This is a genomic window from Allobosea spartocytisi (assembly GCF_014764685.1).
Classification (GTDB): domain Bacteria; phylum Pseudomonadota; class Alphaproteobacteria; order Rhizobiales; family Beijerinckiaceae; genus Allobosea; species Allobosea spartocytisi.
In genome coordinates, this window is sequence record NZ_JACXWY010000012.1 from 1 (window position 1) to 19,312 (window position 19,312).

Below are 19,312 nucleotides of genomic sequence, written 5' to 3' on the forward strand. Positions count from 1 at the left end.
CGACAGAACTTCACCCGGCGAACCGGCCTCAGCCCCAGCGTCCTTAGGAAGCGCAGAAGAGGCGCCGCTCAGCGGCGGCGCCGTCTCGATGGGCGGTTTATAGGCGGGACCCCCGAGACATGTCAACGGCCATTTTGAAAGTTTTTCGAGGGAAAGTGCTTTTGATTTGAAATCAATTACTTAGCTAGGAATCCGCTGTTCACAGCCCCTGGCCGATGCCGTTCCGCCGGAATTTTTCCCGCTGTCCTTCCCCGGGGCCGGGCGAAGCCCCCGCGGGCCTTCAGTCCGCGCCATGCGCCTCCTGCCCCTGAACGGCCATTTCGTCGTTCAAGGCGTCGGCCAGGAAGGCGCTCATCGCCGCGACGGCAGCTCCCGGTCGGCCCGGCGCCAGATGCAGCGCGATCTCCGAAGCCGGCAGCGGCGGCAAGCCATGCTCGATCCCGAGCAGCTGCAGATCCGCGCGCGCGGTGCCGGCCTTGACCACGGTCAGCGCCGCGCCGGAGGCCGCGACCGCCTCGACAGCGCCGATACTGGAGCTGGAAAACAGGATGCGCCAGCGCAGCCCCGCCTCGTTCAAGGCGTCCAGCGCCCATTCACGGAACATGTTCGGCGCCTTCAGCAAGGCGAGCTGCAAGGGCTCTTCCGGAACAAAGGCCATTCTATCCGAGCAAGCCCAGTGCGTCGGCTCGCGCCGCAGCACCTCGCCGCGGCCATCGCCCGCCTTCTGCGTGGCGAGCACGAGATCGAACTCCTCGCCGAGACTGTTGAGAAGATCGCGGGTGAAGCCCGTCGTCACCTCGAGCTCGACATCGGGATGGGAGCGGGCAAAGCGCGCCAATGTCTCGGGCAGCACGATCGTCGCGTAATCATCCATCACCGCGAGCCTGACCCGGCCGCTCACGCTCTGCGCATTGATGACGTCGAGCGCCTCGTCATGCAGCGCGACGATGCGGCGGGCATAGCCGAGGAATTGTTCGCCCGCGCGCGTGAGGAGAACCTCATGCGGCGAGCGCTGCAGCAAGGTCTGCCCGGCCAGTTCCTCGAGACGGCGGATCTGGGTGCTGACGGTCGACTGGCTGCGGAAGAGCGCCGCCGCGGCGCGGGTGAAGCTGCGCAGCTCCGCGATGGTGACGAAACTGCGCAGCAGATCGACGTCGATATTGCGCAGCATGGTCGAATGCCCCTCACCTCTTAACGATCCAGCGAGAGCCGTTATGCCAATTCGGCAAGCGTCTGTCCCATGGGCAGACGCGGCTGGCTGCCATGCGTGGCGCCGATCATGGAAATCGAAGAATTCAATTTTGTCACAGGGTGCGGCGACGATAGTTTGCCGCGCAACGGGACATCAGGAGCCCGAGACCGGAGACGCATGAGATGCCCAGGCTGAGATCCGCAACCTCCACCCATGGCCGCAACATGGCCGGCGCCCGCGGCCTGTGGCGCGCCACAGGCATGAAGGACGGCGATTTCGGCAAGCCGATCGTCGCGGTGGTGAACTCCTTTACCCAGTTCGTGCCTGGCCATGTCCATCTCCAGGATCTCGGCCAGCTCGTCGCGCGCGAGATCGAGAAGGCCGGCGGCGTCGCCAAGGAGTTCAACACCATCGCGGTCGATGACGGCATCGCCATGGGCCATGACGGTATGCTCTACAGCCTGCCCTCGCGCGAGCTGATCGCCGACAGCGTCGAGTACATGGTCAACGCCCATTGCGCCGACGCGATGGTCTGCATCTCCAATTGCGACAAAATCACGCCGGGCATGCTGATGGCGGCGATGCGGCTGAACATCCCGACCGTATTCGTCTCGGGCGGTCCGATGGAAGCCGGCAAATTCATCGCCGAGGGCGTGCTGAAGAAGGTCGATCTCGTCGACGCGATGATCGCGGCCGCCGACGACAAATATACGGACGAGCAGGTCGACGTGATCGAGCGCTCGGCCTGCCCGACCTGCGGCTCCTGCTCGGGCATGTTCACGGCGAATTCGATGAACTGCCTGACCGAGGCGCTCGGCCTCGCCCTGCCGGGCAACGGCTCGACGCTCGCCACCCATGCCGACCGCAAGCGCCTCTTCGTCGAGGCGGGGCATCTGATCGTCGACCTCGCCCGGCGCTATTACGACCAGGACGACGAGAGCGTGCTGCCGCGCAATGTCGGCTCGTTCAAGGCCTTCGAGAACGCGATGACGCTCGACATCGCCATGGGCGGCTCGACCAACACGGTGCTGCACCTGCTGGCGGCAGCGCATGAGGCCGAGATCGACTTCACCATGGCCGATATCGACCGGCTGTCGCGGCGCGTGCCGGTGCTGTGCAAGGTCGCGCCCGCCGTCGCCGACGTCCATATGGAAGATGTCCACCGCGCCGGCGGCATCATGGCGATCCTCGGCGAGCTCGACCGCGCCGGGCTGATCGACACCTCGCTACCGACCGTCCACGCCACCACCATGGCCGAGGCGCTGGCGCGCTGGGACATCACGCAGACGACGAGCGAGGCGGTGCGCTCGTTCTATAGCGCAGCGCCCGGCGGCGTGCCCACGCAGACCGCCTTCAGCCAGGAGCGCCGCTTCGAGGAGCTCGACACCGACCGCAAGGCCGGCGTCATCCGCAGCGCGGAGCATGCCTATTCCAAGGATGGCGGACTTGCCGTGCTGTTCGGCAATATCGCGCTCGACGGCTGCATCGTGAAGACGGCGGGCGTCGATGCCTCGATCCTGAAGTTCTCCGGTCCGGCCGTGATCTTCGAGAGCCAGGATGCTGCGGTCGAGGGCATCCTCAACCGCAAGGTCAATCCGGGCGATATCGTGCTGATCCGCTATGAGGGGCCGCGCGGCGGCCCCGGCATGCAGGAAATGCTCTATCCGACGAGCTATCTGAAGTCGAAGGGGCTGGGCAAAGCCTGCGCGCTGGTCACCGACGGACGCTTCTCGGGCGGCTCGTCCGGCCTCTCGATCGGCCATGTCTCGCCGGAAGCGGCCGAGGGCGGCGCGATCGGCCTGGTCGAGAGCGGCGACATCATCGCGATCGACATCCCCAACCGCAGCATCACGCTGCAGGTTTCCGATGAGGAGCTCGCACGCCGCCGTGCCGCGATGGAAGCCAGGGGCAAGGATGCCTGGAAGCCGGCAGCGCCGCGCAAGCGCAAGGTCTCGACCGCGCTCAAGGCCTATGCCGCAACGACGACCAGTGCGGCGAAGGGCGCCGTCCGGGTCGTCGACTGAGGCGGGAGCCTCCGCCCGGCCGGCTCCATCCGGCCGAGCTCGCCATTCCCATGCCGAATCCGGGGTCCTCTCGCCGTGCTGCTTTAGCGTTGGGCGCCTCGCGGCAACCCGGCACCGACGGCAGCCGTCGGATCCCGCCTCGCGGCCGTCGCAGATGCTTTGAAACGACGAACGCCGCGCCTGCCGGCGCGGCGTTCGAATTCCGGCAGAGGCCGGATCAGCTCTTGAGCTTGGTGTTGCACTGGCTCCAGTAGCCGCCGCCCTTCTCGATCCATTTCAGATCGCCATTGGCGTTCGCCGCCTTGTTGGCGTTGTACTGATCGACGCAGGTCTTGAGGCGGGCCTTTCCGGCCGTCTCGCTCGAATATTTCTGCGACACCGCCTTCGGGAACACGGCGGGCTTGGCCTTGCCGGCCGGCTTGGCCGTCGTCGCGGCAGCGGCCGTCGCGGGCGCTGCCGGCTCCGCCGGCATGGCCGCAGCGGCCTCGTCATCGGCGGCGTCGTCATCGCCGCACTGGGCCTTGCGGAAGTCGTTCCACTTCTGGCCCTTCAGGGTATTGGCCTTCTTGGCGTCCTGATATTTGACGCTGCATTCCTTCATCGTCAGGGCCGAGGCCGGCGACGCAGCGAAGGACATCAAAGCAAGGGCTGACGCGGATGCGAGAACGAAAGTCCTGAACATGACGGTCTCCATAGCGAGGCTTCTCTGCCGCGAGCGGCATCGCACTCCTATTCTTGCGGCGATGCAAGCCCTTTTCCGGCGCCCCCAACAACGTTTCACGGACTGCGCGGTTCCATTCTGCTCGCTTACAGCACGTCTTTCGACGGCATGATGACAACCGCCCTCCCCGGCTTGCCGGGGCCGGGCCTTTGCCGCCATGGTGCCGGCCCTGCGAAGCACCGGAGACAGCATGGCAAGACCATCCGACGCGGCGAAAGACCGAGACCTGATCCGCATCCTCTCGGAGAATGCGCGCCTGCCCCTCTCGGACATCGCCAGGATGCTCGGCGTCTCACGTGCAACCGCCCAGGGGCGGCTCGCCCGGCTGGAGCGCGACGGAGTCATCGCCGGCTACACGACCATCCTCGGCAAGGCCGCCCGGCCTGCCACGACGATCGCGGCGCTCGTCATGATCGAACTCGAGGTCAAGCGGCAGGGCGGCGTCGTCGCAGCGCTGAAGAAGCGGCCGGAGATCGTGCAGTGCCACACGCTGAGCGGCCATTTCGACCTCTCCGTGAAGGTCGAATGCGAGACCGCGAGCGATCTCGACGCGGTGATCGACTGGATCGCCGAGATGGAGGGCGTGCGCCGCACGACATCCTCGGTGATTCTCGCGCGGAAGTTCGAGCGCTGAGGCGGCTTCCACAGGCGCGATCATTTCCCTTCGATTTCAATCATAATCCTTCGACATGACCCATCATAAGCCGTCATATCGACGATCCGCCCGTTAAACGACGCAGCCCTTCGCTCCAGCATGGCGTCAGGGAACGGTCCGCTGGGGGCCGGCCATGTCAGGGGATCGTCATGACCTTCCAGAAGCAGCGCATCGCCGTACTCGGCGCGGGCCAGATCGGCGCCATCATCGCCGGCATGCTGGCCGAGCAGGGCCATGAGGTCACGCTGGCCGATGCCTCGAAAGCCCAGCTCGCCCATGCCGCCGGCAAGCGCTTCGGCACGGCAGTGGTCGATGCGGCCGATCTCGGGGCGCTCAGTGCCTTCCTGCGCGACCGCGACATCGTCGTCAGCGCCTGCCCCTATTTCCTGAACAAGGGCATCGCCAAGGTCGCGGCCGAGACGAAGACGCATTATTTCGACCTGACCGAGGACGTCGCCACCACCGCCTATGTCAAGGAACTCGGCCGGAGCGCCGATGTCGCGCTCGTGCCGCAATGCGGTCTGGCGCCCGGCTTCATCTGCATCCTCGGCGCCGACATGGCGGCGCGCTTCGACAGCGTGCGCACCATCAAGATGCGTGTCGGCGCGCTACCGCTCTACCCGACCAACGCACTGCGCTACAACGTCACCTGGTCGGTCGACGGGCTGATTAACGAATACTGCAACCCTTGCGAGATCGTCTTCGACGGCCAGTCGACGCTGGTGCCGGCGCTCGAGGGTATCGAAGGCGTGATGATCGACGGCGTCGCCTATGAGGCCTTCAACACCTCCGGCGGGCTGGGAACGCTGACCGAGACGCTGGCCGGCAAGGTCCGCAACATGAGCTACAAGACGCTGCGCTATCCCGGCCATGCCGAGATCATGAAGCTCCTGCTGCGCGATCTCGATCTCGCCGATGACCGCGAGACGATGCGGCGCATCCTCAGCCACTCCGCCCCTTTCACCCGCAAGGATGTGGTGGTGATCTTCGTCACCGGCGTCGGCGAGCGCGCCGGCCGGCTGGAAGAGGAGAGCGTGGTGCTGCGCTATGACGGCAATGACGAGCTCGGCGCCATCCAGCTCACCACCGCCGCCGGCTGCGTCGCCATGATCGAGCTCTTCCTCGCCGGCAAGCTGCCCGCCAAGGGCTTCGTGCGGCAGGAGGATGCCGCGCTCGCCGATTTCCTGGCGACGAAGGCCGGAACGCGGCTGGTCCGCGAGGCACGCGGAGCGGATGCGTCGGGGCTCAAGCTCGCGCCGGCGATCAAGAACGCGGCCTGACGCAGAGGCGCAGCAGCCCGGCCGAGCTCGACAGCGCGCCTTCACGCCCTTGTGTGCAGAGGTGTGGGACAATGTCCCCACGCTTCAGCTATGTCGGGGGCGTGAACCCGCATGATGGAGAGCGGTCGTGACAGCTCCGCTGCGCGCAGAGGCCGAAGCCGTCCAGGGCGTCGCCATCCATGGCGACGCCGGGCGGACGACCGCGCGGACAGGTCCGGCCGACAGAAAGCCTGCAAGCGGCAAGAACGCTGCGAACGGCAAGAAGGCCGGGCTGAGGGACTGGCTGCCCTGGCTCGACCGGCAGGGCCGGTTTTCGGGCCTGCGGGCCGCCGCTTTCGCGCTGACCCTGCTGCCGGCCGTGCTGATCATCTACGCCGCCTGGATGGGCCAGCTCGGCTCGAAGCCCTGGACCGAGGCGATCCACCGCACGGGCATCTGGGCGGTCAGGCTGCTTGTGCTATCGCTCGCGATCTCGCCGCTCCGGCGGCTCCTGGACTGGGGCAAGCTGATCGGGGTCCGGCGCATGCTCGGGCTCTCGGTCATGGCCTATGCGCTGGGCCATCTCGGCCTCCATTGCATCGACATGGCCTTCGACTGGGGGCTGATCGTCTCCGAGATCGTCAAGCGCTTCTATCTGACGATCGGCTTCGTCGCGCTGCTGGGCCTCTGCGCGCTCGGCGCGACCTCGACGGACGGGATGATCCGCCGGCTCGGCAAGAACTGGCAGAGGCTGCACAACCTCGTCTACCCGATCGCAGGGCTGGCGCTGCTGCATTTCGCGCTGCAGTCCAAGATCGACGTGACCGAGCCCGCGCTGATGAGCGGGCTGTTCATCCTGCTCTTGTTCTATCGCGGCCTCTATCGCTGGAAGCTGCCGGTTTCGTTGCCCGCCCTCGCCGGCCTCGCCTTGCTGGCAGGGCTCGCCACGGCGCTGCTTGAAACCGGCTGGTATGCGCTGACCAGCGGCGTCTCGCCCTGGCTCGTCTTCCAGGCCAATGCCGACCTCCTGACCTATTGGGACTATGCCTCGATCAGGCCGGCGCATTGGGTGACGCTGGCCGGGCTCGCCGTCGTGGCGGCGCGGGCGTGGCGTGCCCGCAAGCCCCGTCCGCCGCGCCAGGCACGGCAGCCGGCAACGGCCTGAGAGGGCGCCCGCGGGCCTGCGCAAAAACTTTCCCAGTTTCGCCGTTTTCGAAATCGAAAACGGTTTCCTCCGCGCGCCCTCATGCTAACCCTATTCCATGCCTGATGATTTGCATGCCCAACCGACAGCCGATGTGGCGGAAGCCGAACTCGCTTCGGAGGGCATAGCGCGTTCGGACACCTCGCCTTTCGTCCCGCTGCGGCAACCGATCTTCCGGGCCGTCTGGTTCGCCAGCCTCGCCTCCAATTTCGGCGGCCTCGTCCAGGCGGTCGGTGCCTCCTGGATGATGGCCTCGATCTCGCCTTCGGCGGAAATGGTGGCGCTGGTCCAGGCTTCGACGACGCTGCCGGTGATGCTGTTCTCGCTCGCGGCCGGAGCGATCTCCGACAATTACGACCGGCGCCGGATCATGCTGACCGCGCAGTTCTTCATGCTGGCCGTCTCCGTCGGGCTCGCGGCCTGCGCCTGGCTCGGGCTGATCACGCCCTGGCTGCTCCTGAGCTTCACCTTCCTGATCGGCTGCGGTACGGCCCTCAACAACCCGGCCTGGCAATCCTCGGTCGGGGACATGGTGCCGCGCCGCGACGTGCCGGCGGCGGTGACGCTGAACAGCGTCGCCTTCAACATCGCGCGCAGCGTCGGCCCCGCCATCGGTGGCGCCATCGTCGCCGCGGCCGGCGCGGTCGCCGCCTTCGTGATCAACGCCTTCTCCTATATCGGCCTGATCACCGTGCTCGCCCGCTGGCAACCGCCCAAGGTCGAGCGGCTGTTGCCGCGCGAGACGCTGTTCATCGCGATGGGCGCGGGCGTGCGCTATGTCGCGATGTCGCCGAACATCCGCGCGGTGATCCTGCGCGCCTTCGCCTTCGGCTTCGGCGCGATCGTCGGCCTCGCCCTGCTGCCGCTGGTGGCGCGCGACCTGATCCGCGGCGGGCCGCTAACCTATGGCATCCTGCTCGGCGGCTTCGGGGCCGGCGCCGTCGCCGGCGCCTTCATGAGCGCCCGCCTGCGCCGGGTGATGAGCACGGAAGCCTTGGTCCGCTCGACCTTCATCGCCTATGCGGTCGGCATCCTGCTGGTGGCCTTCAGCCGGACGATCTGGATGACGATCCCCGGCCTCTTCGTCTGCGGCGCCTGCTGGGTGCTGGCGCTCTCGACCTTCAACGCCACGGTCCAGCTCTCGGCGCCGCGCTGGGTCGTGGGCCGGGCGCTAGCGATCTACCAGATGGCCACCTTCGGCGGCATGGCGATGGGCAGCTGGGCCTGGGGGCGCACGGCGCTGCTGTTCGGAACGGACCGGGGCCTGCAGCTTTCGGCCATCGCCCTGCTGATCGGCGCCAGCCTGGGCCTGCTCTACAGGCTGCCGCCGCTGGAGGAGCTCAATCTCGATCCGCTCAGCCGCTGGCGCGAGCCCAAGGTCGCGGTCGATATCGAGCCACGCAGCGGGCCGGTGATCGTCACCGTTGAGTACATCATCAAGCCGGAGGACGTCGTCGCCTTCCTGAACGTGATGGCGGAGCGCCGCCGCATCCGCCGGCGCGACGGCGCGCGCCACTGGACGCTGCTGCGCGACCTGACCGATCCGACGCTCTGGTTCGAGCGCTACGACAGTCCGACCTGGGTCGAATATGTCCGGCAGAACCAGCGGGTGACGCAGGCCGACGCCGAAATCGGGGAGCGCGTTCGCGCCTTGCACAGCGGGCCGAACCCGCCTGTCGTCCACCGCATGATCGAGCGGCAGACCGCCTCGCTCACCTCGGCCCCGGCCGCCGCCCCGTCGACCTCCGTGCCCGTCGCCACCCCGCTGGGTGATCCGTCGCGGGCCGGCTAGGGCCGGATGATTTCAGATGGGATCACCTCACGACCCATCCAAAATCCGAACCCGCGCCGGATCAAAAAGCGGGTGCGATCAGCCGACGATCCAGAGCCCGGCAAGCCCGACCAAGCCGACGATGATCCGCCACCAGGCGAAGACCGCGAAGCCGCGCTTCGAGACGAAGTCGAGGAAGGAGCGCACCACGATCAGCGCCGAAAAGAAAGCGGCGACGAAGCCGATGACGATCAGCATGCTGTCGTTGAAGGTCAGGTCCTTGTAGCTTTTCAGGAGATCGTAGGCGAAGGCGCCCGCCATGGTCGGCATGGCGAGGAAGAAGGAGAACTCGGCCGCCGCCCGCTTGCTGGCGCCGAGCAGCATCGCTCCGACGATCGTGGCGCCGGAGCGGGAGACGCCGGGGATCATGGCGAGGCACTGGAAGAAGCCGATCTTGAGATACATCGGCAGCGTGAAGGCGGTCGCGTCGGTGTATTTCTCCTGGAGCTCCAGCTCGTCGACCACGAGCAGGACGAGCCCGCCGGCGATCAGCGCGCAGCAGACGATCAGGGGATTGAACAGCACGCCCTTGATGAAGCCGTGCAGGAGCGCGCCGATGATGGCCGCGGGCAGGAAGGCGACCAGCACGCCGATGACGAAGCGCCGGGCGGCAGGATCGCTCGGGAGGCGCAGCGCGATGTCGAGCAGGCGGCGGAAATAGACCAGCAGGATCGCCAGGATCGCGCCGAGCTGGATCAGGACCTCGAAGGTCTTGCCGTTCGATTCGAAGCCGAGGAAGTGGCCCAGCAGCAGGAGATGGCCCGTCGAGGAGACCGGCAGGAACTCAGTGAGGCCCTCGACGATGCCGAGGACGAAGGCTTCGATGAGATTCTGCATGGGAGAACGTCCTCGTGCGACTTGGATCCGCGCCGGCTGGCTTCGGTCGATGCGTTACCGGCTTACGCCCGGCTCTTTGCAAATTGGTTACCACTTCGCCAATGAACCCAGGCAAATCGTCCGCGTCCGCTTCCCCCGCGCTTGTGGCGCTTTTCGGGCGTGATAAGAGCGGGCGCTGGACGCATAGCGGGGATTTTTCTGGCCTCTCGCCCCGCTCCGGCCGCATTTGACCCGCTTCAAGGCTTCATGAGTGCCATGGCGACGCTATACCATTATCCGCTATGCCCGCATTCGCGCTTCATCCGTCTCGTGCTCGGTGAATTCGGCATGGAGGCCGAGCTGGTCGAGGAGCGTGTCTGGGAGAGGCGGCGGGAATTCCTCGAGCTCAACACGGCGGGGACCACGCCCGTCTTCCAGGAGCAGAACGGCCTGGCCGTGCCCGGCGCCGGGCCGATCGCCGAATATCTCGACGAGACGCGCGGGCTCGCGCTCGGCGACCGTCGGCTCCTGCCGGAGGGGCCGGGCGAGCGCGTCGAGGTGCGCCGGCTGCTCGACTGGTTCAACCTGAAGTTCCATGACGAGATCACCGGGCCGCTGGTGCTCGAAAAGGTGATGAAGCGCTTCATGAGCCGCGACGAAGGCGGCGGGCCGCCGGAAATGGGCGCGATCCGCGCGGCGCGCTCCAATGTGCGCTATCATCTGCGCTACATCTCCTGGCTGCTCGCCAAGCGGAACTGGCTGGCGGGCGCCGGGCTGAGCTATGCGGACCTCGCCGCGGCGGCGCATCTTTCCTGCGTCGACTATCTCGGTGACGTGCCCTGGGAAGAGGACGAGACGGCGCGCGCATGGTACGCCCGAATCAAATCGCGGCCGAGCTTCCGGCCGCTGCTGAGCGACCGAGTGCCGGGCATGGCTCCGAGCGCCCATTACGACAATCTGGACTTCTGAGCGGCGAGGCGCTGAAGCGCGCCATCGCCGCGCGCGCCCGCACCGAGGGCTTCGCCGCGATGCGCGTCGCGGCGGCCGATGCGATTCCGCTCGCACCGGGCCGGCTCAAGGCCTGGCTCGAGGCCGGCTATCACGGCGACATGGCCTGGATGGACGAGCGCACCGCCCAGCGCGCCGATCCGCGGGCGCTGTGGAGCGAGGTCCGTTCCGTCATCATGCTCGGGATGAACTATGCCGGCGAGGGCGACCCGCTCGCCATGCTCGCCCACCCCGACAAGGGCGCGATCTCGCTCTATGCCCGCCGGCGCGACTATCACGACGTCATCAAGGGCAAGCTCAAGAGCGTGGCCGGGCTGCTCGCGGCGCGCGGCGGCGGCGACGTCAAGGTCTTCGTCGATACCGCCCCGGTCATGGAGAAGCCGCTGGCGCAGGCGGCCGGGCTCGGCTGGCAGGGCAAGCACACCGTGCTCGTCTCGCGCGAGCACGGCTCCTGGCTGCTGCTCGGCGCGATCTACACCACAGCCGAATTGCCGACCGACGAGCCCGAGCGCGACCATTGCGGCTCCTGCCGGCGCTGCCTCGACATCTGTCCGACTGCGGCCTTCCCGGCGCCTTACCAGCTCGATGCGCGCCGCTGCATCGCCTATCTCACCATCGAGCATCCCGGCCATATCGATGCGGAGCTGCGCAGCGGCATCGGCAACCGCATCTTCGGCTGCGACGACTGTCTCGCTGTCTGCCCCTGGAACAAGTTCGCCGAAAGCGCGCAGGAAACCCGCCTCGCCCTGAAGGACGAGCTCGACGGGCTGTCCCTGGCCGAGCTCGCCGGCCTCGACGATGCGGCCTTCCGCACGCTCTTCGCCGGCACGCCGGTGAAGCGGACCGGGCGCGACCGCTTCCTGCGCAACGTGCTGATCGCGATCGGCAATAGCGGCCGGCCGGAGCTGGCCGCCAGCGCCCTTGCGCATCTCGACGCGCCCTCCCCGCTGGTGCGTGCGATGGCGGTCTGGGCGCTCGGCCGCCTCGATCCGGCGCAGGCTGCCCTCTTGGCGCCGGCGAGCCTGCGCACGGAAACCGACCATCAGGTGCAGGCCGAATGGGCCGCCCTGCTCCCTCAGACGGAAGATGCCGCATGAAACTGCTGATCCTCGGCCTCGGCTATTCGGCCGGCTTCTTCGCGCGCGCCGCGCTCGCTCGCGGCTGGGACGTGACCGGCACCTCCCGCTCGGCTGAGCGGGCCGCGGAGCTCAGCCGCGAAGGCGTCCGCACGCTGGTCTTCGGCGGCTTCGCAGTCTCATCCCCGCTCGCCAAGGCCGTGGCGGAGGCCGAAGCCGTGCTCGTCTCGGTCCAGCCGGGCGAGGACGGCGACCCCGTGCTGCAACGGCTGCGCACCGAACTCGCCACCGCGCCGGCGCTGCGCTGGATCGGCTATCTCTCGACCATCGGCGTCTATGGCGACCAGGGCGGCGCCTGGATCGACGAAAGCCAGCCGGTGAGTCCGGGCAATGCTCGCAACAGGCTGCGCGTCGCGATCGAGGAGGACTGGCTGGCGCTGGGGCGCGACAGCGGCAAGGCCGTGCAGATCTTCCGCCTTTCCGGCATCTACGGCCCCGGCCGCAACCCCATCGCCAAATTGCGCGAGGGCAAGGCGATGCGGCTCGTCAAGCCGGACCAGGTCTTCAACCGCATCCATGTCGACGACATAACCGGCATCCTGATGGCGTCGCTCGCGCAGCCGCGCAGCGGCGCGATCTACAACGCGACCGATGATGAGCCGGCTCCGCCGCAGGATGTCGTCAGCTTCGCCGCGGGGCTGACCGGGCTGGAGCCGCCGCCCGAAATCCCTTTCGCCGAAGCGAAGCTCTCACCGATGGCCGCGAGCTTCTACGGCGAGAACAAGCGGGTCTCGAATGCGCTGGTGAAGCGGGAACTCGGCTACGCCTTCCGCTATCCGACCTATCGCGAAGCGTTGAAGGCGCTGGCCGCAGCCGGCGAATGAACGGCCGTCAGGCGGCGTAGCGCGAGTTCTCGCCGCCGTAATACTGGGCATAGCGCCTGTCGATCGCCGAGACGGGCAGCACGACGAGCACGTCGGTCGTTCCGAACTGGCGGTCGATGACCGCGCCGGAGCCGAAGCGGGCGCCGAGCCTGAGATAGCCCTTGATCAGCGGCGGCATCTGCTTCAGCGCGAGCTTGTAGTCGACCATCTCCGCGGGCAGCCGGTCCATGCCGACGAGATGCTCGGGATGCGCCTCAGCACTCCATTCGCCCTGCGAGCGGGCATGGTGGTGCAGGAAGCTCAGCGGCAAGGCGAGCGCGTCAGGGTCGGTGCCGTCGAAGGAGGCGCAGCCGAACATGGCGTCGATGCGGTGATGCTCCAGATAGGCCCAGATACCAGACCAGAGCAGCTCGACGGTGCGTTTGTTGCGGTAAGGCTGCAGCACGCAGGAGCGGCCGAGCTCGAGGAAGCGCTGGCCGGGATGGCGTGCCAGCAGGGGCGCGAGATCGAACTCGCTTTGCGTATAGAAGCCGCCCAGCCGATTCGCCGCGCTCTGCCGCATCAGGCGGTAGGTGCCGACGACCTTCGGCTTGATGCCGCCGAAACGGCCCTTCGCCGCGTGATCGATGACGAGCAGATGATCGCAGGCCTTGTCGAAGCGGTCGGCATCGCGGCGGAACATGCGGGCGACCACGTCAGGCTTCGCCGACATTTCCTGATAGAAGACGCGGTAGCGCAGCCGCTGCGCGCGCCAGATCTCGCGGGGGCCGCGCGCCAGCCTAACTTCGAGCGAGCCGAGCCGACCCAGGCTCCCCGAAAGCGGCGCTGATTCGCCGGCTTCCAATCCGTAACGGCGCATCGCCCCGCCCGTGATGAGCATCATCGGAGCGAGGCGCGAAAGCAGGGGATTGCCGGCGGAAAACCGGGCCGGCAGCGCGTTCGATCGCTCAGAAACGTGCAATGCCATCGCCTGTCTCACCCTCTAAGCCGCTTCCGGCATCCGGGAAGGCTTGCTCCGCGCATCTTACAACTTCGCGACAAAACTGCGTCGAAGCGGTGACGCCCGTCAAGCCGACAATGTCCGCGAGGCCTCCTTGCCGAGGTGATCGAGCCAGCGCAGCAGCGCCGCGCGCTCGAGCGGTTTGGCGAGACAATCATCCATTCCCGCGGCGAGCGCGGCCTCGCGATCCGCCGCCGAAACATTGGCCGTGACGGCCAGCAGCGGCAAGCGCCGGATGCGGCCACGCTCCGCTTCCAGCGTCCGCACGGCGCGAGCGCAGTCGAGGCCGGTCATCGCCGGCATGCGGATATCGAGAAGCGCGAGATCGAGCGGCGCGGCCGCGCCGGCGAGGCTGGCCTCGATCCGCTGCAGGGCCTCGCGCCCGTCGCGGACCCAGATGACCGAGGAGCCGAGACGCTCCAGCGTCCGCGTCAGCAGCAGCGCATTGATCTCGTTATCCTCCGCGACGAGGATGTTGAGGGGCTTGCGCACCGGCGATCTGGCGGCCTGGCTCTTGCCTGTAGCCGGCAAGGTTTGGGGAAAGCGCGTACCCAGCCGCTCATAGAGCGAGCGGGCGCGGACGGGCTTGATGAGGAAGCCCGAGAATCCCGCGGCCTGCGGCGAGCCGAACTGGCGCCGTGCCAGGGACGACAGCAGGATCAGGCAATCGCGGATGCCCGCCTCCCGCACCGTTTCCGCCAGCTCCTTCGCCGCGCCGTCGCCGAGCGCATGGTCGATCAGCACCGCGGTCACCGGGCGTTCGCCGGCAAGGGTCGCCCGTGCCGCCTCCACGGAGGCCGCGACGGAGACCGCCGCGCCCGTGGCCCGGATCGACTCCCACAGGAAGCGCGCCGCGAAGGGCGCGGGAGAAGCGAGCAGGACATGCTGCTCCGGCCAGTGCGGGATCGGCACCGTCTCGGCGCCCGGCGCCGCGGCCAGCGGCAGGATCACGCGGAAGCTCGCGCCCTCGCCGAGGCGGCTCTCCGCCCGGACCTCGCCTTCCATCAGCCCGACCAGCCGCCGCACGATGGCGAGGCCGAGGCCGGTACCGGCATGGCGGATTCCGGGGCCATGGTCCAGTTGCTCGAACTCCCCGAAAATGACCTCGAGCCTGTCCGCCGGAATGCCGGGCCCAGTATCGGAGACCAGGATCTCGACCATTCTCCCCACCCGCCGCACGCTCAGGCCGACGCCGCCGGCATCGGTGAACTTGACGGCGTTGCCGACCAGATTAAGCAGGATCTGCCGCAGGCGGTCGCGATCGCCGACGAGCTGCGCCGGCAGTTCCGGCGCGATATAGGCCGCAAGCTCGATTCCCTTGGCCTGGGCCCGGGGCGCCATCAGCTCGGAGACCGTCTCGACCAGCTGGACGACATCGAAGGGTTCCTCGACGAGCTCCAGCCGGCCAGCTTCCACCTTGGCGAAGTCGAGGATGTCGTCGACGAGGGCGAGCAGCGCCTCGCCGGAGATGCGCAGGGCTTGGACATAGGTCGACTGCTCGCCATCGAGGCCGGTATCGGCCAGCAGATCGGACATGCCGAGGATGCCATTCAGCGGCGTGCGGAATTCGTGGCTCACCGTGGCGAGGAAGCGCGACTTCGCCTCATTGGCGGCTTCGGCCCGGGCGCGCGCCTCGACCAGCGCGTCCTCATCGGCGATACGGGCGGAGATGTCGCGGCCGACGCGCTGGATCAAGGTGCGGCCGCCTGGGCCTGGAACCGCCGTCTCGATCCAGGCGATCCAGCGCTCCCCGACATAGGTCGCGAGGCATTCGTCGAAACTGCGGGCTCCGCCGTCGAGCGTCCGCAGCGCCCGCGAGGCGAGCTGCGGCAATTGCGCCTCGCTGCCGACGAGATCGTTCTCCTCGGCACCGAACAGCGCGGCATAGGCGGTATTCGCGTAGATGATGCGGGCCCCGTCGCGCTGGACGATGAAATCGCCCTGAGCCTCGACCAGGCTGCGATAGCGCTGCTCGCTGTCGGCCAGCGTCCAGAGCTGGTCGTTCAGCGTCTCGACCTCATGGGTGAGCGATGCGAGCTGGCGGCGTGCGCGCGCCAATTGTCTCAGCGCGAGGACGCCGCCCGTTCCCAGCAGGGCGACGATGACGGCGGCAGCGATGACGAACCATGTCCAGGACGAGAGAGCCATGCTCCCCGTCTAAGGCCGCCGCCCTGAAAAAAGCCGCTTGAGGAAAGCGCGATTTTGCCGTCAGCTTTCAAGCAAGGCTTAACCTTGGGGGGCTTGCGGGGCAGCCCGGCTTTTTCCGAAAACCGCAGGACCGGGCTTTCTCTACGCCGCCTGCGCCAGCTCCCCGCCGCGCGTGCGATAGGACAGCGCCTCGGCGAGATGCAGCCGGCCGACCTTCGCCTCGCCGTCCAGATCGGCGAGCGTGCGCGCGACCTTCAGCACGCGGTGATAGGCACGGGCGGTGAGCCGCAGCGCCTCGGCCGCATCCCTCAGCAGGGCAAGGCCGGCATTGTCGGGACGGGCGATCTCCTCCAGCACCGGTCCCGGGCAGGCGGCATTGGTGGTGACGTGGCCAAGCCCGAGCGCCTCGAAGCGCGCGCCCTGGAGCGCCCTCGCCGCCGCGACGCGCGCCGCCACCTCGGCGGAACCCTCGCTGGCGGCCGGCAGGATGAGGTCGGCGGCAGTGACCGCCGGCACATCGATCGCGATGTCGATCCGGTCGAGCAGCGGGCCGGAAATCCGGGCCTGGTACTGCGCCATGCAGCGCTCGTTCGGCTGGCGCCGGCAGGCATAGCCCGGCTCCGTCGCCTTGCCGCAGCGGCAAGGATTCATCGCCGCGACGAGCTGGAAGCGCGCAGGGTAGACGGCACGATGGTTCGCCCGCGAGATCAGCACGTCGCCGGTCTCCATCGGCTGGCGCAGCGCATCGAGCACCTGCGGCTGGAACTCGGGCAATTCGTCGAGAAAAAGCACGCCGTGATGGGCGAGCGAGATCTCGCCGGGCTTCGCCTGCAGGCCGCCGCCGACGAGCGCCGCCATCGAGGCCGAGTGATGCGGCGCGCGGAAAGGGCGCCGATCGGTCAGGGCACCGCCGGCGAGATGACCGCCGACGGAGAGCACCATCGAGACCTCCAGAAGCTCGCGTGGCGTCAGCGGCGGCAGGATCGAAGGCAGGCGGCTCGCCAACATCGACTTGCCGGCGCCGGGCGGCCCGTTCATCACGAGATTATGGCCGCCGGCCGCCGCGATCTCGAGCACGCGCTTCGCGCTCTCCTGGCCCTTGATGTCGGCGAGATCGGGCAAGGCCCCGCTCTGGCGCGCCACGGCCGGCTCGGGCCGCGCCATCACCTGCGTGCCCTTGAAATGATTGGCGAGCTGGATCAGCGAGCGCGGCGCCAGAATGTCGATATCGGCCGCCGCCCAGGCCGCCTCCGGGCCGGTCGAAGCCGGGCAGATCAGCCCCTGCCCGCGATCATAGGCCGCGATCGCGGCAGGCAGCACGCCGGCGACGGCCGCGATCGAGCCGTCGAGAGCGAGCTCGCCGAGCACGGTGTAGCCGGCCAGGGCATCCGGCGGGAGCGCGCCGATGGCCGCCATCACGGCGAGCGCGATCGGCAGGTCGTAATGGCTGCCCTCTTTCGGCAGATCGGCCGGCGCGAGGTTGACGGTGATGCGCTTGGCCGGCAGGGCCAGCCCCGAGGCGATGAGAGCCGCCCTGACCCGCTCGCGGCTTTCGGCGACGGCCTTGTCGGGCAGGCCGACGAGGACGAAGGCGACGCTGCCGGAGGAAACCTGCACCTGCACGTCGACGGCCCGCGCCTCGATGCCCTCGAACGCCACCGTCGCGACCCGCGTCACCATCTCAGCCCACCCCGTTCCCCAGCGAAACGCTAGCGGAGCTTCAGGTCCGGCGCAAGAACATATAGAGAACCATACGAAAAAGGGCGCCGCTGACGGCGCCCTTCCCCGGAACTCCGATCCTTTCGCCTCAGGCGTGGACGCCAAGGCCGATCTGGCAGGCGACGCCCGTTCCGCCCAGGCCGCAATAGCCGGCCGGATTCTTGGCGAGGTATTGCTGGTGGTAGTCCTCGGCGAAATAGAAGGGCGGCGCCTCGCGGATCTCGGTCGTGATCGGCCCGTAGCCATTCGCCGCCAGCGCCTTCACGTATTCGTCGCGGGAGCGTTCGGCCGCCGCACGCTGCGCGTCGTCGAAGACATAGATCGCCGACCGGTACTGCGTGCCGATGTCATTGCCCTGGCGCATGCCCTGGGTCGGGTCGTGATTCTCCCAGAAGGCCTTGAGCAGATCCTCATAGGAGATCTTGGCCGGATCGTAGACGACGAGCACGACCTCGGTGTGGCCGGTCATGCCGCTGCAGACCTCCTCATAGGTCGGGTTCGGGGTCTCGCCGCCGGCATAGCCGACGGCCGTCACCCAGACGCCGTCACCCATCTGCCAGAATTTTCGTTCCGCGCCCCAGAAGCAGCCGAGCCCGAACACGGCCTGGCGCAGGCCTTCCGGATAAGGGCCGGCGAGGCGATGGCCGTTGACGAAATGGGTTTCGGCGGTGGGGATCGCCGCGGCGCGCCCGGGCAGCGCTTCGGCCGCGGTCGGCAGTGAAGTCTTCTTGCGCAGGGAGAACATCGTCGGCTCCGTTCCGTTCAACTCGACGTCTTATGTAAGCATCGAAACGGCCTCTGCACAGGATGCCGCGTCGCAGCCCGTTCACCGACGCGTGACGATCCCGATCCGGGGCTCGGGTGGCCGGGCGAGCCAAAGCAGGGCAAAGCCGACCAGGAGCGCCACGAGCGCGGCCGGCGCCTGCATCACGGAGAGCAGCACCGGATCCCATAGCAAGGGATGGATGTCGCGCTCGATCATCGGGCCGAGCAGCCGATAGCGCTCGTGCAGCAGCGCCGCGAGGACATCACCCACCGTGGTGAAGCGCAGCAGCGCATTCGCAATCGAACGCGCACCATCGATGACCAGAACGATAAAGCCCGCGGCGACGAGAAGATATCCGACAAGCCTGACCAGAAACCGCACAGCTCAGCCCTCTGCGTCCACGCCTTCGCCTTTGGCACGGCCTGCCACCGCGCCGACCAGAGATGTGCGTGTGCTGCCCGCCGAGCGCAACCCGCCCGGGACGATTTCCGCCGGATCGCGCCAAGCGCGCATCGCTTCGCGAGGCGGGCGAACGGCGGAGCCGGCGGCCTGATCGCAAGGGATTGTGAAAACCCTGCGACTCGGCCCTTGAAAGATTACGCCCCGGCGGTCATAAGCAGCCCGCCGGACAGGTGGCCGAGTGGTTGAAGGCGCACGCCTGGAAAGTGTGTATACGGGAAACCGTATCGCGGGTTCGAATCCCGCCCTGTCCGCCAGCATCCCGTCAAGACCTTGATTTATCTGACATTATTGTCAGATATTCGCGCTCTACCCGACGCTTGCCTCGACGATTGACCCGGTACGCATCCGTCCCTGCTGCTCTCAGCTTGTCGGTGGCCGAGCCTCGCTGCGGCCTCGGCGATCGGCGCCGCTTTCGGAGCGCGCCGACTGCGAAGGCTGCCGAGCTTTCTGGAGGCTGACATGTGGAGCGGCTGTGCCGCCGCATCGATTTCCGATCGGGCAGCGGATCACCGGCGCGGCCACGGGGTCAATCCGGCTACGACATGAG

16 protein-coding genes and 1 tRNA gene are annotated in these 19,312 nt (G+C 67.8%); 9 read left to right on the forward strand and 8 right to left on the reverse strand.

The genetic code is table 11. The annotated features are described in order from the left end of the window. Window positions 1-280: 280 nt before the first annotated feature. A complete protein-coding gene (locus IED13_RS18080) occupies window positions 281-1,171 on the reverse strand; it encodes a LysR substrate-binding domain-containing protein (RefSeq protein ID WP_191124991.1) in 891 nt (296 codons plus the stop codon). A gap of 203 nt (window positions 1,172-1,374) precedes the next feature. On the opposite strand from IED13_RS18080, the gene ilvD reads away from it, so the two are divergent. Beyond that, the gene (gene ilvD, locus IED13_RS18085; RefSeq protein ID WP_191124992.1) at window positions 1,375-3,216 is read left to right on the forward strand and encodes a dihydroxy-acid dehydratase; all 1,842 of its coding nucleotides are present in this window, start codon (window positions 1,375-1,377) and stop codon (window positions 3,214-3,216) included. A gap of 217 nt (window positions 3,217-3,433) precedes the next feature. On the opposite strand, the gene IED13_RS18090 is transcribed toward ilvD, so the two are convergent. Then, window positions 3,434-3,898, reverse strand: coding sequence for a hypothetical protein (locus IED13_RS18090; protein WP_038366992.1), 465 nt, complete (start codon window positions 3,896-3,898; stop codon window positions 3,434-3,436). A 229-nt stretch (window positions 3,899-4,127) separates the two neighbouring features. Here IED13_RS18090 and IED13_RS18095 point away from each other — a divergent pair, with 229 nt between their 5' ends. From IED13_RS18095 to IED13_RS18110, 4 genes are all read left to right on the forward strand, one after another. Beyond that, entirely contained in the window at window positions 4,128-4,571 is a 444-nt protein-coding gene (locus IED13_RS18095) for an Lrp/AsnC family transcriptional regulator (RefSeq protein WP_038366877.1), read from the forward strand. Between the two features lie 170 nt (window positions 4,572-4,741). Continuing rightward, complete coding sequence (locus tag IED13_RS18100; protein ID WP_191124993.1) at window positions 4,742-5,872, forward strand: saccharopine dehydrogenase family protein; 1,131 nt, start codon at window positions 4,742-4,744, stop codon at window positions 5,870-5,872. Between the two features lie 127 nt (window positions 5,873-5,999). After that, a complete protein-coding gene (locus IED13_RS18105; protein ID WP_191124994.1) occupies window positions 6,000-7,016 on the forward strand; it encodes a protein-methionine-sulfoxide reductase heme-binding subunit MsrQ in 1,017 nt (338 codons plus the stop codon). A gap of 133 nt (window positions 7,017-7,149) precedes the next feature. After that, a complete protein-coding gene (locus IED13_RS18110; RefSeq protein WP_404801898.1) occupies window positions 7,150-8,847 on the forward strand; it encodes an MFS transporter in 1,698 nt (565 codons plus the stop codon). Between the two features lie 78 nt (window positions 8,848-8,925). Here IED13_RS18110 and IED13_RS18115 read toward each other — a convergent pair whose 3' ends face one another. Then, on the reverse strand, window positions 8,926-9,723 hold the full coding sequence (locus IED13_RS18115; RefSeq protein ID WP_038366876.1) for an undecaprenyl-diphosphate phosphatase: 798 nt from the start codon (window positions 9,721-9,723) through the stop codon (window positions 8,926-8,928). Window positions 9,724-9,978: 255 nt separating this feature from the next. Between IED13_RS18115 and IED13_RS18120 the strand changes: the two genes are divergently transcribed. From IED13_RS18120 to IED13_RS18130, 3 genes are read left to right on the forward strand one after another with little or no spacing between them, the layout of a single operon-like run. Beyond that, window positions 9,979-10,671: a glutathione S-transferase family protein gene (locus tag IED13_RS18120; protein ID WP_038366875.1), complete on the forward strand. Its 693-nt coding sequence runs from the start codon at window positions 9,979-9,981 to the stop codon at window positions 10,669-10,671. Continuing rightward, entirely contained in the window at window positions 10,569-11,807 is a 1,239-nt protein-coding gene (queG, locus tag IED13_RS18125) for a tRNA epoxyqueuosine(34) reductase QueG (protein WP_191124996.1), read from the forward strand. Before IED13_RS18120 ends, queG begins: the two co-directional genes overlap by 103 nt. Then, on the forward strand, window positions 11,804-12,670 hold the full coding sequence (locus IED13_RS18130) for an SDR family oxidoreductase (RefSeq protein ID WP_191124997.1): 867 nt from the start codon (window positions 11,804-11,806) through the stop codon (window positions 12,668-12,670). Before queG ends, IED13_RS18130 begins: the two co-directional genes overlap by 4 nt. Before the next feature lie 7 nt (window positions 12,671-12,677). Here IED13_RS18130 and olsB read toward each other — a convergent pair whose 3' ends face one another. From olsB to IED13_RS18155, 5 genes are all read right to left on the reverse strand, one after another. Then, window positions 12,678-13,637 (reverse strand): l-ornithine N(alpha)-acyltransferase, encoded by a 960-nt coding sequence (gene olsB, locus IED13_RS18135; RefSeq protein ID WP_051988394.1) that lies wholly within the window; start codon window positions 13,635-13,637, stop codon window positions 12,678-12,680. 99 nt (window positions 13,638-13,736) lie between these two features. Next, on the reverse strand, window positions 13,737-15,818 hold the full coding sequence (locus IED13_RS18140) for an ATP-binding protein (RefSeq protein ID WP_191124998.1): 2,082 nt from the start codon (window positions 15,816-15,818) through the stop codon (window positions 13,737-13,739). Window positions 15,819-15,959: 141 nt separating this feature from the next. Next, the gene (locus IED13_RS18145; protein WP_038366872.1) at window positions 15,960-17,498 is read right to left on the reverse strand and encodes a YifB family Mg chelatase-like AAA ATPase; all 1,539 of its coding nucleotides are present in this window, start codon (window positions 17,496-17,498) and stop codon (window positions 15,960-15,962) included. A 127-nt stretch (window positions 17,499-17,625) separates the two neighbouring features. After that, a complete protein-coding gene (msrA, locus tag IED13_RS18150) occupies window positions 17,626-18,282 on the reverse strand; it encodes a peptide-methionine (S)-S-oxide reductase MsrA (protein ID WP_112763795.1) in 657 nt (218 codons plus the stop codon). Window positions 18,283-18,363: 81 nt separating this feature from the next. Continuing rightward, window positions 18,364-18,684 (reverse strand): hypothetical protein, encoded by a 321-nt coding sequence (locus IED13_RS18155; protein WP_191124999.1) that lies wholly within the window; start codon window positions 18,682-18,684, stop codon window positions 18,364-18,366. A 245-nt stretch (window positions 18,685-18,929) separates the two neighbouring features. Between IED13_RS18155 and IED13_RS18160 the strand changes: the two genes are divergently transcribed. Beyond that, window positions 18,930-19,019: transfer RNA gene (locus IED13_RS18160), tRNA-Ser, on the forward strand. The last annotated feature ends 293 nt before the right edge of the window (window positions 19,020-19,312 follow it).

Bases quoted from the DNA above. Each gene is read 5' to 3' on its own strand.
- IED13_RS18080 (WP_191124991.1), bottom strand. From the start codon at position 1,171: ATGCTGCGCAATATCGACGTCGATCTGCTGCGCAGTTTCGTCACCATC.
- ilvD (WP_191124992.1), top strand. From the start codon at position 1,375: ATGCCCAGGCTGAGATCCGCAACCTCCACCCATGGCCGCAACATGGCC.
- IED13_RS18090 (WP_038366992.1), bottom strand. From the start codon at position 3,898: ATGTTCAGGACTTTCGTTCTCGCATCCGCGTCAGCCCTTGCTTTGATG.
- IED13_RS18095 (WP_038366877.1), top strand. From the start codon at position 4,128: ATGGCAAGACCATCCGACGCGGCGAAAGACCGAGACCTGATCCGCATC.
- IED13_RS18100 (WP_191124993.1), top strand. From the start codon at position 4,742: ATGACCTTCCAGAAGCAGCGCATCGCCGTACTCGGCGCGGGCCAGATC.
- IED13_RS18115 (WP_038366876.1), bottom strand. From the start codon at position 9,723: ATGCAGAATCTCATCGAAGCCTTCGTCCTCGGCATCGTCGAGGGCCTC.
- IED13_RS18120 (WP_038366875.1), top strand. From the start codon at position 9,979: ATGGCGACGCTATACCATTATCCGCTATGCCCGCATTCGCGCTTCATC.
- queG (WP_191124996.1), top strand. From the start codon at position 10,569: ATGGTACGCCCGAATCAAATCGCGGCCGAGCTTCCGGCCGCTGCTGAG.
- IED13_RS18130 (WP_191124997.1), top strand. From the start codon at position 11,804: ATGAAACTGCTGATCCTCGGCCTCGGCTATTCGGCCGGCTTCTTCGCG.
- olsB (WP_051988394.1), bottom strand. From the start codon at position 13,637: ATGGCATTGCACGTTTCTGAGCGATCGAACGCGCTGCCGGCCCGGTTT.
- IED13_RS18140 (WP_191124998.1), bottom strand. From the start codon at position 15,818: ATGGCTCTCTCGTCCTGGACATGGTTCGTCATCGCTGCCGCCGTCATC.
- IED13_RS18145 (WP_038366872.1), bottom strand. From the start codon at position 17,498: ATGGTGACGCGGGTCGCGACGGTGGCGTTCGAGGGCATCGAGGCGCGG.
- msrA (WP_112763795.1), bottom strand. From the start codon at position 18,282: ATGTTCTCCCTGCGCAAGAAGACTTCACTGCCGACCGCGGCCGAAGCG.